The organism is Allobosea thiooxidans (assembly GCF_900168195.1).
GTDB lineage: Bacteria > Pseudomonadota > Alphaproteobacteria > Rhizobiales > Beijerinckiaceae > Allobosea > Allobosea thiooxidans.
Genome location: NZ_FUYX01000002.1, coordinates 301,145 through 314,993, shown reverse-complemented (window position 1 = coordinate 314,993; position 13,849 = coordinate 301,145). Strand labels below are relative to the sequence as shown.

The 13,849-nt window shown below is 67.8% G+C and carries 12 protein-coding genes; 5 read left to right on the top strand and 7 right to left on the bottom strand.

The features are described 5' to 3' along the window. Positions 1–76 precede the first annotated feature (76 nt). Positions 77–1,309 carry a phenylacetate--CoA ligase family protein gene (locus B5Y19_RS04550; protein WP_055730503.1) on the top strand — a complete coding sequence of 411 codons (1,233 nt, stop codon included), beginning with the start codon at positions 77–79 and terminating at the stop codon, positions 1,307–1,309. Positions 1,310–1,435: 126 nt separating this feature from the next. Here B5Y19_RS04550 and ung read toward each other — a convergent pair whose 3' ends face one another. Then, positions 1,436–2,134, bottom strand: a complete 699-nt coding sequence (gene ung, locus B5Y19_RS04545) for a uracil-DNA glycosylase (protein WP_055730504.1) — start codon at positions 2,132–2,134, stop codon at positions 1,436–1,438. A gap of 151 nt (positions 2,135–2,285) precedes the next feature. Continuing rightward, complete coding sequence (locus B5Y19_RS04540) at positions 2,286–3,806, bottom strand: bifunctional metallophosphatase/5'-nucleotidase (protein WP_055730505.1); 1,521 nt, start codon at positions 3,804–3,806, stop codon at positions 2,286–2,288. A gap of 248 nt (positions 3,807–4,054) precedes the next feature. Between B5Y19_RS04540 and hemH the strand changes: the two genes are divergently transcribed. Then, positions 4,055–5,119 (top strand): ferrochelatase, encoded by a 1,065-nt coding sequence (gene hemH, locus B5Y19_RS04535; protein WP_055730506.1) that lies wholly within the window; start codon positions 4,055–4,057, stop codon positions 5,117–5,119. A 135-nt stretch (positions 5,120–5,254) separates the two neighbouring features. Next, positions 5,255–5,584, top strand: a complete 330-nt coding sequence (locus B5Y19_RS04530; protein WP_139384262.1) for a hypothetical protein — start codon at positions 5,255–5,257, stop codon at positions 5,582–5,584. Positions 5,585–5,651: 67 nt separating this feature from the next. Here the strand turns inward: B5Y19_RS04530 and B5Y19_RS04525 are convergent, their stop codons facing one another. Beyond that, positions 5,652–6,539, bottom strand: a complete 888-nt coding sequence (locus B5Y19_RS04525; protein WP_055730508.1) for an alpha/beta fold hydrolase — start codon at positions 6,537–6,539, stop codon at positions 5,652–5,654. Positions 6,540–6,584: 45 nt separating this feature from the next. On the opposite strand from B5Y19_RS04525, the gene B5Y19_RS04520 reads away from it, so the two are divergent. Beyond that, a complete protein-coding gene (locus B5Y19_RS04520) occupies positions 6,585–7,076 on the top strand; it encodes a MarR family winged helix-turn-helix transcriptional regulator (RefSeq protein ID WP_055730509.1) in 492 nt (163 codons plus the stop codon). Between the two features lie 15 nt (positions 7,077–7,091). Here B5Y19_RS04520 and B5Y19_RS04515 read toward each other — a convergent pair whose 3' ends face one another. The 4 genes from B5Y19_RS04515 to B5Y19_RS04500 form a co-directional block, all read right to left on the bottom strand. After that, on the bottom strand, positions 7,092–8,189 hold the full coding sequence (locus tag B5Y19_RS04515; protein ID WP_244555479.1) for an ABC transporter ATP-binding protein: 1,098 nt from the start codon (positions 8,187–8,189) through the stop codon (positions 7,092–7,094). 2 nt (positions 8,190–8,191) lie between these two features. Continuing rightward, positions 8,192–9,910, bottom strand: a complete 1,719-nt coding sequence (locus B5Y19_RS04510; RefSeq protein ID WP_055730550.1) for an ABC transporter permease — start codon at positions 9,908–9,910, stop codon at positions 8,192–8,194. 176 nt (positions 9,911–10,086) lie between these two features. Next, positions 10,087–11,415 carry an ABC transporter substrate-binding protein gene (locus tag B5Y19_RS04505; RefSeq protein ID WP_139384261.1) on the bottom strand — a complete coding sequence of 443 codons (1,329 nt, stop codon included), beginning with the start codon at positions 11,413–11,415 and terminating at the stop codon, positions 10,087–10,089. Positions 11,416–11,637: 222 nt separating this feature from the next. After that, positions 11,638–12,351 (bottom strand): orotate phosphoribosyltransferase, encoded by a 714-nt coding sequence (locus B5Y19_RS04500; protein ID WP_055730512.1) that lies wholly within the window; start codon positions 12,349–12,351, stop codon positions 11,638–11,640. A gap of 248 nt (positions 12,352–12,599) precedes the next feature. Between B5Y19_RS04500 and B5Y19_RS04495 the strand changes: the two genes are divergently transcribed. Beyond that, on the top strand, positions 12,600–13,844 hold the full coding sequence (locus tag B5Y19_RS04495) for an MFS transporter (RefSeq protein WP_079591150.1): 1,245 nt from the start codon (positions 12,600–12,602) through the stop codon (positions 13,842–13,844). Positions 13,845–13,849: the final 5 nt, after the last annotated feature.

Here is a 13,849-nt window from a genome sequence, read left to right as displayed (position 1 = left end):
GGCATGGATCCCGGACCTCGGCTTCGCCTAGCCCGGGAGGACCACGCCGGTTCATGAGTGATCCGAGGACGCTTTGATGACCGAGCATTACGACACGCTCGAAACCCGCTCTCCCGAGGAGCGCGAGGCCGATCTCTTTGCGCGCCTGCCGAAGCTGCTCGCCGCGGCGATGCAGGCGCCCGCTTATGCCGAGCGCCTGCGCGGCCTCGATCCGGCCGCGATTACCGACCGCAAGGCGCTGGCCCGGCTGCCGGTGCTGCGCAAGGCCGATCTTCCGGCGCTGCAGAAGGCGAACCTGCCCTTCGGCGGCCTCGTTCCCTCCAGGCCCGGTTCCTTCGGCCGCCTCTTCACCTCGCCCGGACCGATCTTCGAGCCGGAAAGCGCTTCCACCGATGCCTGGGGCGTGGCCCGCGGCCTGCGTGCCGCCGGCATCCAGCCCGGCGATATCGTGCTCAATACATTGAGCTATCACCTGACGCCGGGCGGCTTCATTCTGGATTCCGGCGCCCGCGCACTGGGCTGCGCCGTCATCCCCGCCGGCCCCGGCAACACCGAGCAGCAAATGGAGGTGATCGGCGCCTATCGCCCGAGCGTCTATGTCGGCACGCCCGATTTCCTCAAGATCCTGATCGAGGCCGCCGAAGCGCGCGGCGGCGACATCACCAGCATCACCCGCGCCGTCGTCTCGGGAGCCGCCTTCCCGCCCTCGCTCCAGGCCTGGGTGAGGGAGCGCGGCATCGACGCCTATCAGCTCTACGCCACCGCCGATCTCGGCCTCATCGCCTACGAGACCGCGGCACGCGAGGGCATGGTGCTGAACGAGAACCTGATCGTCGAGATCGTCCGCCCCGGCACCGGCGACCCGGTCCCGGAAGGCGAGGTCGGCGAGGTCGTCGTCACCAATCTCGACCCGCATCATCCGCAGATCCGCCTCGCGGTGGGCGATCTCACGGCCGTGCTGCCGGGCATGAGCGCCTGCGGGCGGACCAATACCAGGATCAGGGGCTGGATGGGCCGCGCCGACCAGACGGCGAAGATCAAGGGCATGTTCGTGCGCCCCGAACAGGTCGCCGAGATCGCCAGGCGCCATGCCGAGATCGCCAAGCTCAGACTCGTCGTCGGTCGCGCCGACGAGACCGACACCATGACGCTGAAGGCCGAGATCTATGCCGAGCCGGCTGGCTTCGTCGACGCCGTCTCCTCGACCCTGCAGCAGGTGACGAAGCTCAAGGGCGCGGTCGAAATTCTGCCGCTCGGCGCCCTGCCCAATGACGGCAAAGTCATCGCCGACGAGCGCCCGGTGGGGTGACGTTCGAAGCCGGCCCCCACGCTGCTCCCGTCATGGTCGGACTTGTCCCGGCCATCCACGTCTTCTTTGGTTGAAGCTCGCGTTCAAGACGTGGATGCTCACGACAAGGGCGAGCATGACGGCCCCTCACCAATCGATCGCCCGTTCCCCCTGCCGCTGCAGCCAGGCATTGGCCCGGCTGAACGGCCTCGAGCCGAAGAAGCCGCGCCTCGCCGAGAGCGGCGAGGGATGGGCGCTGGCGATGACGAGATGCCGGCTTTCATCGATCAGCGGCCGTTTCGCCTGCGCCGGCGCGCCCCAGAGCAGGAAGACGACATGCCGCCGCTCGCGCGAGACGGCCGCGATGACGGCATCCGTGACCTTCCCCCAACCCAGCGAGAGATGCGAGCCTGCCTTGCTCGCCCCTTCTCGGACCGTCAGCGCGGTGTTGAGCAGCAGCACGCCCTGTTCCGCCCAGCGGGTCAGATCGCCGCCGGAGGGCGCCGCGGCGCCGAGATCCTCCGCCCGCTCCTTGTAGATGTTGACGAGCGAGCGCGGCAGCGGCGGCGGGCCGACATAGGAGAAGGCGAGCCCGTTGGCATGGCCGGGCGTCGGATAGGGATCCTGCCCGAGGATGACGGCACGGACCGCGTCGAGCGGCGTCAGCGCCAGTGCGGCGAAGACCCGCTCCGGCGCGGGAGCGACGACATGGCCGGCCGCCCGCTCGGCATCGACCGTCGAACAGGCGCTCGCCGCTTCGCCGCCGGCGGCGAAGACCGGCAGCTCGCGCCAGCCAGCGGCCCCCGGAGAAGCGAGGAAGACGGCGAGAGCATTCTGGCAGGACATGAGGAACGGGTTTCCGAAGGATCGAACAGACGGAACCGTCATTGCGAGAAGCGAAGCGACCAAGCAATCCAGGGGGCTGGGCTGAACGTCTCCCCAGCCCTCCTGGATTGCTTCGCTGCGCCCGCAATGACGGATGCGCGTGGGAAAGAGCCTATCGCAGAACCGCCCGGCCCTCGACCTTGGCGTCGACGGTGCCGAGCCGGCGCACATAGACCATCACCTCGTTCGCCATCAGCTTGCCGTCGGTCAGGCCGATCAGCGTCCGGCCGCGGCCGAGCGCGGTGTAGCCGTCGCCGCCCTCCAGCATGAAGTTGTTGGAGGCGACGGTGTATTTGCCGGCCGGGTCGATCGGCTTGCCGTCGACCGTAACCGCGACGACGCGCGAGCCCTGCGGCTGCTTCAGATCGGCCTCGAACGCGAAGCCGGAGATGACGGGGAAGCGGCCGGCACCCTGCGGCGCATCGCGCAGCCCGTTCTCTACGGCGTCCTTCACATCCTTGCCGGTGATCTCGACCATGACGGTGGCGTTGCCGAAGGGCAGCTCGCTCAGCACGTCGCGGCGGGTCAGCTTCTGGCCAGCAGCATATTGCTTGTTGGCGCGGATGCCGCCGGCATTGGTGATGGCGAGCTGGGCACCGGTCGCGGAACGGATCGCATCGGCGATCAGGTTGCCGATCGCCGTCTCCTGGGTGCGGATGACGCCGGTGCGGGAATCGAGCGGGGCGGCGAGCGTCGCAATGTCGACATCGAGCTCCTTCGAGAGCTCCGCCTCATAGCCCTTCGCGATCGCGGCGACGTCCGCATCCGGCGTGGCCGAACGGGAATCGTTGACGCGGAAGGTCGGGGTCCACGACACCTGTCGCGACGCACCCTCGCCCCTGACATTGACGGCGATGTCGATCGCGGTGACGTAATTGCCCTCCTCGTTCGACTCGACCATCACCACCTTGCCGTCATAGGCGATGGCCAGGTCGTGGTCGTGGCCGGTGAGCACGATGTCGACCACGCGCGAGCGGACGATCTCGTAGTCCGTCGCCCGGTCGGCATGGACGACGGCGACGAGGATGTCGGCGCCCTGCCCCTTCAGCGCCTTCGCCTCCCGGCGCAGCGCCTCCATCGTCGAGGAGAATTTCAGGTCGCCCGGAAAGGAGACCAGCGCCGTCTGGTCGAAGGCCGCCCCGATGACGCCGACCTTGATGCCGCCGAGTTCGAAGATCTGCGAATCCTTGTGGTGCGGCAAGGCGTTGCCGGCGGCGTCACGCAGGTTGGCGGCGAAGGTCGGATAGCTCTGTGCCGCCGTCAGCTTGAGATAGTTCTCCTTGCCGAAATCGAACTCATGGTTGCCGGGCACGAAGACGTCGATGCCCATCTTGTTCTGCATCGCGACGATATGCGCGCCCTGGTCAAAACCCGACATCAGCGAGGGCGAGTAGCAGTCACCGGCATGGCAGAACAGCACCGGCACGCCCCTGGCGCGCTCGGCCTTGGCGATGCCGGCGGCGCGGGCGAAGCCGCCGCGCCCCTTGTCGTCGCTCATCTTGTAGATGTCGTTGAGCAGCAGCAGCGTGAAGCTCGGCGCGGGCTGCTGCGCCATCGCGACAGGTGCCGTTGCGGCAAGCGTCGCCGGCGCCGCCAGAACCCCGAGTGCCTTGCGGCGGGTAAGCTTCGTCATGGCCTGCGCCTCGCGATCCTGAGAATGGCTCCAGACTAGAGCATCGATTTGGAAAGTGGAACTCATCCTTCGGGCGAATCCGCCGCTTTGACAAAGGGATAGAACGCCGCCTCGCGCAGCGCCGGACGGCCGCTCCGGAACCGCCCCGGCCCGGTCGGCAGTGTCGCACCCCGGCCGCCGGAAGCCTTCGAGGCTGGACGAAAGCGCGAACTCGTCTAAATCACAGGGGCAAGGAGAGGCCTTCGCTCATGACTGCTGACATCGCCGCGGCGCCGCGCCGCGAAGCCGCTGCCCTGCCGCCCGACCATCCCCAGGTGAGATATGGGCGGATCGGCGTCCTGCTGCTGAATCTCGGCACGCCGGAAGGCACCGGCTACTGGCCGATGCGCGCCTATCTTAAGGAGTTCCTCTCCGACCGGCGCGTCATAGAGGAACCGCGCTGGAAATGGTGGCCGGTCCTGAACTTCATCATCCTGTCGACGCGCCCCGGCCGGAAGGGCAAGGACTACGCCTCGATCTGGAACAGGGAGCGTGACGAGGGGCCGCTCAAGACCATCACCCGCTCGCAGACCGAGCAGCTGGCCGAACGCCTGAAGCCGCTCGCCGGCGACCGCGTCGTCTTCGACTGGGCGATGCGCTACGGCTTCCCCGATGTGAAGAGCCGGCTGAAGGCCCTGCTCGACCAGGGCTGCGACCGCATCCTGCTGGTGCCGCTCTATCCGCAATATGCCGCGCCGACCTCGGCCACCGCCTGCGACCAGGCCTTCCGCGCCCTGATGCAGATGCGCTGGCAGCCGACGGTGCGCGTCTCGCCGCCCTACCACGACGACCCCGTCTATATCGGCGCGCTCGCCCGCTCGATGCGCGCCTCGCTCGCCAAGCTCGATTTCGAGCCCGAGGTCATCCTCTGCTCCTTCCACGGCATGCCGAAGGAATATCTGCTGAAGGGCGACCCCTATTACTGCCAGTGCGTCAAGACCTGGCGCCTGCTGCGCGCCGAGCTCGGCCTCTCCGAGGAGCGCTTCCCACTGACCTTCCAGTCGCGCTTCGGACCTGACGAGTGGCTGCAGCCCTATACCGACGAGACCGTCAAGGCGCTGGCCCAGGCGGGCAGGAAGTCGATGGCCATCGTCGCGCCGGGCTTCTCGGCCGACTGCCTCGAGACGCTGGAAGAACTCGACGGCGAGAACCGCGAGATCTTCCTGCACAATGGCGGCGAGAAATTCGCCTACCTGCCCTGCCTCAACGATTCGCCCGAGGGCATCGACGTCATCGCCGAGGTCGTGCAGCGCGAGCTGATGGGCTGGCTCTGAGCTGGTTCTGATGCCAGGCCGCTCGCCAAGGGCATCGCGCTTGCGGTCCGGTCCGTCAGCGCCCCCCGGATGGGGGACGCGAGCCGCATGTCGAAGCTGTAGTCTCTCCGGAAAGAGCGCCGGGGAGCCAGCACGATGAAGGTCCTTGCCCGAGTATTTCTTGCGTCTTCGCTCGTCCTGATGGGCGCACCCGCTTCGGCACAGACCGCGGATGGAAAATGGGCGGGCAAGATCGAGAACGGCGCGAGCGTCGAGATCGAGATCGCCTCGAACACGGTTCAGTCCTACGCATTTCGCGGCAAGCCGGTGAAGGTCTGGAATTCCCGAAGCTCCGGCAATGAAATCACCTTCACGGCAGGGAATGCAGGCACCGTCATCCTGAAGACAGGAAACGGAAAGACGCTCAACTACGCCTATTCGGACACTTATGGCGGCGCAGCCCGCGCCATCCTGACCAAGCGCTGACGGTGGAACGCACCGCCCAAGCGGGATCGTTTCGCGGCGGCCCGCTGCTTGATCCCGGACAGCGGGCCTAGCCGGCAGCCACGAAGCGCGCCACCTTCTCGGCCACCGGCCGCGCCTTCAGGATGCGGCGATGGCCGAGCCCTTCCGTCGCCTCCAGCCTGACGAAGGATCCGGCATCAGCGAGCGCCTGCGCATGGTGGAAGCCGAGCTCCCGATCGTTCCGGTCGTGGATCACCAGCGTCCGCAGCCCGATCGCCTCCAATTGCAGCGGACCCTCGAAGACCTCGACCGGGCTGCCGGCGACGACATGGATGCGCCGCTCCAGCGCCGCCTGCCCGCGTCGGCCAAGGCCGAGGGTCGCGCCGAAGCGCCGGGTGATCTCGCTGATCGAGGACGGCGCGGCGATCAGCACCAGCCGCCCGGCGCTGACCGCCGGCTGGCCCCTGACCGAGTCCGCCAGCGCCGCGAGCGCGATCGCCCCGCCGAAGGAATGGGTGACGATCGCATGCAAGGGCCCGAACACCCGCGCCACGGCGGCAAGGCTCGCCACGCCGAGCGGGATGTTGAGCTCCCGCCCGGTCGAGGCGCCATGGCCGGGCAGATCGAAGGCAACGACCCGGAACCCCTTCGCCAGCAGCGGCTCGACGAAGCCGGTCATCGTGGCGGCATCCCCCGTCCAGCCATGGACCAGCAGCACCGTGCCGGCCGGCACGGCGGCATCGGGCTCGAAGACATAGGCCTGCACGCTTCCGCACGGAAACGGGATCGCCCGGGCGCTCGCGTGCCGCAGCCGAGCCGCGGCCGCGGTCTCGACCGGCTTGCCGTTTCCGTTTCGCTTCGGCCGCCTTGGCGGGGTACAGAACAGACGGAAGGCGAGCCGGCCAGTGGCGGCCGGGGCGACGAAGCTCGCGGCCCGCACCAGCGGGCGCATGTAACGGAGTGCGGAAGCGGTCATGGCGGAGACCCGATCTTGTTCAACGCTGAACAAATATGTTCAGCCATGAACAAAAAGCAAGAACTTTCCGACCCGCCGGCGACGCAGCTCCTGCCCTGGGAGCTGCCGCGCTTCCGCAACTGGATCGCGGTCGCCCGCGCCCATGTCCTGTGGGAGAAGGTCTTCGGCGAGGCGCTGGCGCCGCTCGACATCCAGCTGCCGCATTACGACGTGCTCGCCAACATCTTCCACGTCCCGGGCCTGACCCAGCAGGCGCTGGCGGAAAAGCTGCTCGTCGGGCGCAGCGCGATGAGCATGCTGCTGCCGGTGCTGGAGCGACGCGGCCTGATCGAGCGGCGCAGCGACGAAGCCGACCGGCGCCTGCGCCGCCTCTGGCTCACTCCTGCGGGCGAAGCGCTGACCCGCAAGGCGATGGCGATCCATGTCGCCGAGATCGAGGCAATGATGACGGTGCTGAGCGACGAGGAATGCAACGCCGCCGGCGAAGCGATGCGCCGCGTCGCCAAGGCACTCGAGGCCCGCTCGACCGCGCGCTGAGGCCGGCCCCGGACGTCAGGCGGCCGGCAGCCAGAGCAGCGCCGAGGGCGGCACGCCGAGCGTCACTGCGTCGCCGGCCTCGAACAGCGCGGCACCGGACTGGAAAGGCAGGTCGACCGACAATTCGCTGCCGCCGATCCTGACGCCGTAACGCATGCTGGCGCCCAGGAACTCGCGATGGCTGATCGCGCCCTGCAGCTGTCCTGCTTCGGCCACCGCACCCGCCCGGGTGAGCGAAGCATGCTGCGGCCTGAAGACCAGCTTGGTCCCCGGCGGCACCACGGCATCCGCCGGAACCGGCACCCGGGCGCCGCCCTCGACCGCGAACCAGCGCCCGTCGCCATCCGCCACGACGCTGCCGTCGAGGATGTTGGCCGTGCCGAGGAAATTGGCAACGAACAGGTTGGCCGGGCGCTCATAGAGCTCCATCGGCGTGCCGACCTGCTGGACGATGCCGTCATTCATCACCGCGATGCGGTCGCAGATCGTGTTCGCCTCCTCCTGGTCATGGGTGACGAAGATCGTGGTCAGGCCGAGGCGCTGCTGCAGGTCGCGCAACTCCCGACGCACCTGCACCCGCATCTTGGCGTCGAGATTGGACAGCGGCTCGTCGAGCAGCAGCACCTTGGGCTCGACCGCGACAGTGCGCGCCACTGCGACGCGCTGCTGCTGCCCGCCGGAGAGCTGCGAGGGCCGGCGACCGCCGAGATGGGAGAGCCCGACCAGGTTGAGCGCCGCGGTCACGCGCCGGGCGATCTCGGCCTTCGGCACGCCGCGTTCCTCGAGCCCGAAAGCGACATTGGCGGCGACCGTCATATGCGGCCACAGCGCATAGGACTGGAACACCATGCCGACATCGCGCTTCCATGGCGGCAGGGCCGAGATGTCGCTGCCGCCGATCAGCACGCGGCCGGTATCGGCCTGGTTGAAGCCGGCGATCAGCCTGAGCAGCGTGGTCTTGCCGCAGCCCGACGGGCCCAGGAAAGCGAAGAACTCGCCGGGACGGATCGCCAGATTCACATCCTTCAGCACGTGGTTGTCGCCATAGGACAGGTTGATGCCCTCGATATCGACCGAGACGGCCGAGGCGGTAAGCGTTGCGGCGACGGTCACGGTCAATGGCCCAGCCCCTTGGTTTTCTGGCTGCGTTCGATGATGGCGTGCGAGATGAAGGTGCAGAGCGCGACCAGCAGCACGGCGACGACGCCGAGCGCCGCGCCCGGCCCCCGCCCGGCCGCCGACTGCATGAAGACGTAGAGGCCATAGGCTAGCGGCGCGTCCGAGTTCGACTGCACCAGCATCAGCGTCGCGGAGAGTTCGACCGCGGCGGTGGAGAAGCTGGTGACGAAGCCGGCGAGGATACCGCCCGCCATCAGCGGCACGACGATGCGCCGCACCGTGCGGGCCTTGGTGGCGCCGAGATTTTCCGCCGCCTCCTCCAGCGAGACCGAGACCTGCTGGAGCGCGGCGTAGCAGGCACGCAGCGCATAGGGCAGCCGCCGGATCGCCAGCGCCAGCACGATGGTGACCCAGAGCGCCGCGAGCGGCGTGCCGTCCGGCAGGGTGACGCCGTAGAAGCTCCTGAGATAGCCGATGCCGAGCACGACGCCCGGGATGGCGAGCGCGGCGGAAGCCGCCCAGTCGAGCCATTCGCGCCCGACGAGCTTGGTGCGCAGCACCAGATAGGCGATGGCGACGCCGAGCACGATATCGATGCCGCCGGCGAGCGTGGCGTAGATCAGCGTGTTCTTGATGTAGAGCGAGCTCTCGCCGAAGACGCGGGCGTAATGCGCGGGGGTGAAGCCGTCGGGCAGCGGCGAGAACGACCAGACCGTCGCGAAGGAGAGCAGCAGCAGGCCGAGATGCGGCGCCAGCACCAGCGCCAGGATCAGGACGACGACGCCATAACCGAGCACGGCCTCCATTCGCGTCATCCGCCGCTTGGCCAGCCCGCCCCCGCCGCGCTGCGTCGTGGCGTAGTCGCGTCCCTTCAGCGCCGCCGCCGAGAGCCACATCGCGATCACCGAGGCGACGATCAGCACGACGGAAATGACGTAGCCCATCGGATCGGCGATGCCGATCGAGGTGACGCGCAGATAGGCCTGCGGCGCCAGCATGTCCTTGACGTTGAGCAGCAGCGGCGTCGCCAGATCGTCGAAGACCTTGACGAAGACCAGCGAAGCTCCGGCGAGATAACCAGGCAGCGCGAGCGGGAAGACGATGCGGCGGAACAGCCGAAAGCCCGAGCAGCCGAGGTTCTGCGCCGCTTCCTCCATCGCCCGGTCGATATTGCGCAGGGCGGCGGAGAGATTGATCAGGATGAACGGGAAATAATGGACGGACTGGACGAAGATGACGCCGTTCAGCCCCTCCATGAAACCGATCTTGAAGCCGAACCAGTCGTCGAGCAGCAGGTTGATCGAGCCGTTGCGGCCGAAGAAGAGCTGCATCGCCACCGCCCCGACGAAGGGCGGCATGATCAGCGGCAGGAAACCCAGCGTCTGCACGATGGCCGCGCCGCGGAAGGCGAAGCGCGTCGTCAGATAGGCCAGCGGCAAGGCGAGGACCGAAGCCCAGGCGACCGACATCGCCGAAACGTAGAAGGAATTCCACAGCGAGCGCATGAACAGCTCGGTGCGGACGAAATCGTAGAAATTGACCAGTGTGAAGGTCCCCGTGCCCTTCTCGGTGAAGGCGACGTAGAGCACGGTCGCGACCGGCAGGACGAGGAAGGCGAGCAGGAAGGCCGCGATCGCCAGCGCCAGCGCGATCTGGCCGGGCGTGGCCGAGAGGCGGCGGGCACGGGGAGGAGCAGTGGCAGGAATGGCGGTCATGCGCTCTCGGGGCAGGCTGTCGTCCCGCACGCGCAGCGCCATCGAATGCCGCTGCGCAGATGCGGGATCGTCTTCGGGAAAAGGCGCCTACTCGTCACGCGGTCCCCGTGTCTGCGCCGCGGCGTTTCACGCCGCAGTGCGCACGGGGATGCTCCGCGAGACGACGACGTCCGACCCTATTTCGCCGCCTTCTGCGCTTCCTCCGCCTTGGCCTTGGCCTTGGCGTAGTTGTCGCGGGCGAAGCTCGCCCACTGGCTCTCGAGCTCGGCCTGGCGCGCGCCCTTCTGCTTGCCGCCGGTGAAGGCGCCCTTGATCTCGGCGCTGGAGGCCTGCGCCTCCGAGACCGGCATGGCGGCAATCAGGTTGCGCGCCTCGTCGGCGAGCGCCTTGGCCTGCGGGTTCGGCTTCTTGGCGAGTGCGGCATCGACCTCGTGGAGGACCTTGGTCACGCCCTTCAGCGCGTCGAGCTGGAAGGAGACGAGCTGGTCGAACAGCGTGTCGACGGCGGCGGTGCGCGCCTCGGACTTGTCGACGTCGAAGCCGATCATCTTCTGGAAGCGCGGATCGGTGAAGGGGTTGGGGTAGTCGGCCCCGGCCTTGGCATAGACCGCCGGGTTGATCGGCAGGCGGCGGATACCGGGCTCGAGCAGCACCTCCTGCCCGGTCGGCGAGAGCAGGAACTCGACAAAGGCCTCGGCAGCCGCCTTGTTCGGCGCATTGGCGACGATGCCGACATTGGCCGGCACCACCGTAGTCACCGTCGGATAGACGAACTTGACCGGGAAGCCCGAGGCCTGGGCCGAGAAGGCGAAGAAATCGATGACGATGCCGACGCCGACCTGGCCCGAATTCACCGCCTCCGGCACGCCGAAGGAGCGCTCGGTGATCGCGTTGAAGTTGCCGGCCATCTCCTTGATGGTGCGCCAGCCCTTGTCCCAGCCCTCGCCCTGCAGGATCGTCTCGACCGTCAGATGGGTCGTGCCGGAGCGCGCCGGCGAGGCGATCGAGACATGGTCAAAGAACGCGGGCTTGGCGAGGTCCTGCCAGTCCTTCGGCTCCGGCAGCTTGTTGGCCTTGGCATAGCGCTCGTTCCACATGATGCCGTAGCCCGAGGCGGCGAAGCCGAAATAATAGCCCTGCGGATCGTTGATCGGGTAGGAGCCGATCTTGTCCGGGATCCCGGTCGCCTTCGTCTTGTACTGCGTCAGCAGCTGCTTGCCCTTGAGCACCTCGAAGGCGTCGGGCGCCGAGGCCCAGAACAGGTCGACCTGGTTGTTGGCCTTGGTCTCCTCGAGATATTTCACGCCGGCATTGGTGTTGCGGTTCTGGACCTCCAGCGTGACGCCGGGAACAGCCTTCTCGAAGGCCTTCTTGATCGGATCGGTGACGTCCTTGGAGAAGGAGGTGACGACCGTGACCTTGCCGGCGGGCGCCTGCGCCCAGGCCGGAACGGCCAGCAAGCCGAGCCCGACCGCAGCCCCAATGGCGATCCTGCGCGTTACCATCATTGTCCTCCCGTTTCCCCCCGGGGCCGACGTCGAGGTCGGCGCCCTTCCGGCGACGATTGTGTCGCTTCGTCACGAAGCTGTCACATTGGCGCGCCGGCTGTCACCCCCTAAAGGGCGAAGCGGCCGGCTGGAGGCCGGCCGCGAGGCATGGGAAACGGGCGGGGATCGCGGATCCCGCAAGGGTCGGCGCGGTCGCGCGACCCGGAAACAGGCCTGAGATCAGGCCGGCTTCTTCTCTTCGCCGAAGGCGGAGATGCCGCCATGCTTGGCCGACCAGCTCGCGGGATCGTTCAGGAAGCTCTCGACCTCGCCCAGTATCTTCGGCTCGAAATGGCCGCTCTCCTTGGCGACGGCGAGCACGTCCCACCAGGTGGTGAGGTAGTGCAGGTTGACGCCGATCTCGGCCATCAGCTCGCGGCTCTTCGGGAAGATGTCGTAATAGAACAGCACGAAGCAGTGCTGGACGTCGGCACCGGCATTGCGCAGCGCCTCGGCGAAATTGACCTTGCTGCGGCCGTCGGTGGCGAGATCCTCGACCAGCAGGGTGCGCGCGCCCTCGACGACCGAGCCTTCGATCTGGGCATTGCGGCCGAAGCCCTTCGGCTTCTTGCGGACATACTGCATCGGCAGCGACAGGCGGTCGGAGATCCAGGCCGCGAAGGGGATGCCCGCCGTCTCGCCGCCGGCGATGATGTCGAGCGATTCATAGCCGATGTCGCGCACGATCGTGGTCGCCGCGAAATCGATCAGCGTCGAGCGCAGCCGCGGATAGGAGATGATCTTGCGGCAGTCGATATAGACCGGGCTGGCCCAGCCCGAGGTGAAGAAGAAGGGCTTGTCGCTGTAGAAATGGACCGCCTTGATCTCGAGCAGCATCTTGGCGGCTTCGCGCGCGATCACGGTCCTGTCGGTGGGGGTGAACAGGTTGGACATGGGCGGTGTCTCCGGGCTGAGCGCCGCCGCTCGCCGGGGACGGCAAGGGCGCGAGGGGCAGGTCGAATTGGCAAACGGTCTCTTCTGATCGCGCCGGAGCGGCAGGTCAATCCTCCGTCGCGCGATTTTCCACCGGCCGCCGAATGCATGATTCCATGCTTGCGTCCACAGGCTGTGGCCGCACGGTCATTGCGCCGGCTTCGACGCCGTGAGATGCCGCCCCTGCGCGCAGGAACGAGGGCCGAGACATGACTGACCAACGCACGGCAGCGGCCGGCCATCTCGCCGCGGCCCCGACGGAAGTGGACAGCAAGGCTCGCAAGGCCCTCTGGGGCGCCGCCATCGGCTATGCGATGGACGGCTTCGACCTGCTGATCCTCGGCTTCATGCTGCGGGCGATCTCGGCCGATCTGCAGCTCAGCCAGGCTCAGGCCGCCTCGCTGGTCACCGCGACGCTGGTCGGCGCCGTGCTCGGCGGCATCGGTTTCGGCATGCTTTCGGACCGGATCGGCCGCGTCCGCGTGCTGACCTGGACCATCGTGCTCTTCGCCGTCTTCACCGGCCTGTGCGCCTTCGCCCAGGGCTATTGGGACCTGCTGATCTACCGCACGATCGCCGGTCTCGGGCTCGGCGGCGAGTTCGGCATCGGGATGGCGCTGGTCGCCGAGGCCTGGCCGGCCTCGAAGCGGGCGCGCGCCTCCTCCTATGTCGGCCTCGGCTGGCAGGTCGGCGTGCTGGCCGCGGCGCTCGCCACCCCGCTGCTGCTGCCCTCGATCGGCTGGCGCGGCATGTTCGCGATCGGCGTGCTGCCGGCGATCGCCGCCTATTTCATCCGTCAGTCGCTGCATGAACCCGAGGTCTTCGTCGCCCGCTCGAAGGACCGGCCGAAGGGATCGGCGCTGCATCTGCTGGTCAAGGACTGGCCGACCACCAAGCTCAGCCTCGGCATGGTCGTGCTCTGCTCGGTGCAGAACTTCGGCTATTACGGCGTGATGATCTGGCTGCCGAACTACCTCGCCACGCGGTTCGGCTTCGCGCTCACCCAGTCCGCGCTCTGGACGGCCGTCACCATCGGCGGCATGGCGCTCGGCATCTTCGCCTTCGGCCATATCGCCGACCGCATCGGCCGCCGGCCGGCCTTCTTCGGCTACATGCTCGGCGCTGCGGTGATGGTCGTGCTCTATTCGCGGCTGACCGACCCGATGCAGCTGCTCGTCGCCGGCGCGGTGATGGGCTTCTTCGTCAACGGCATGCTCGGCGGCTACGGTGCGCTGATCAGCGAGCTCTTCCCGACCGCGGCGCGCGCCACCGCCCAGAACGTACTGTTCAACATCGGCCGCGGCGTCGGCGGTTTCGGGCCGGTCGTCGTCGGCGCCATCGCCGGGGCCTATGGCTTCCAGACCGCGATCGCGCTCCTGGCGACGCTCTACATCCTCGACATGGTCGCGATGTGGTTCCTGATTCCCGAGCGCCGCGGCGAGGAGCTGCAATAGGCGAG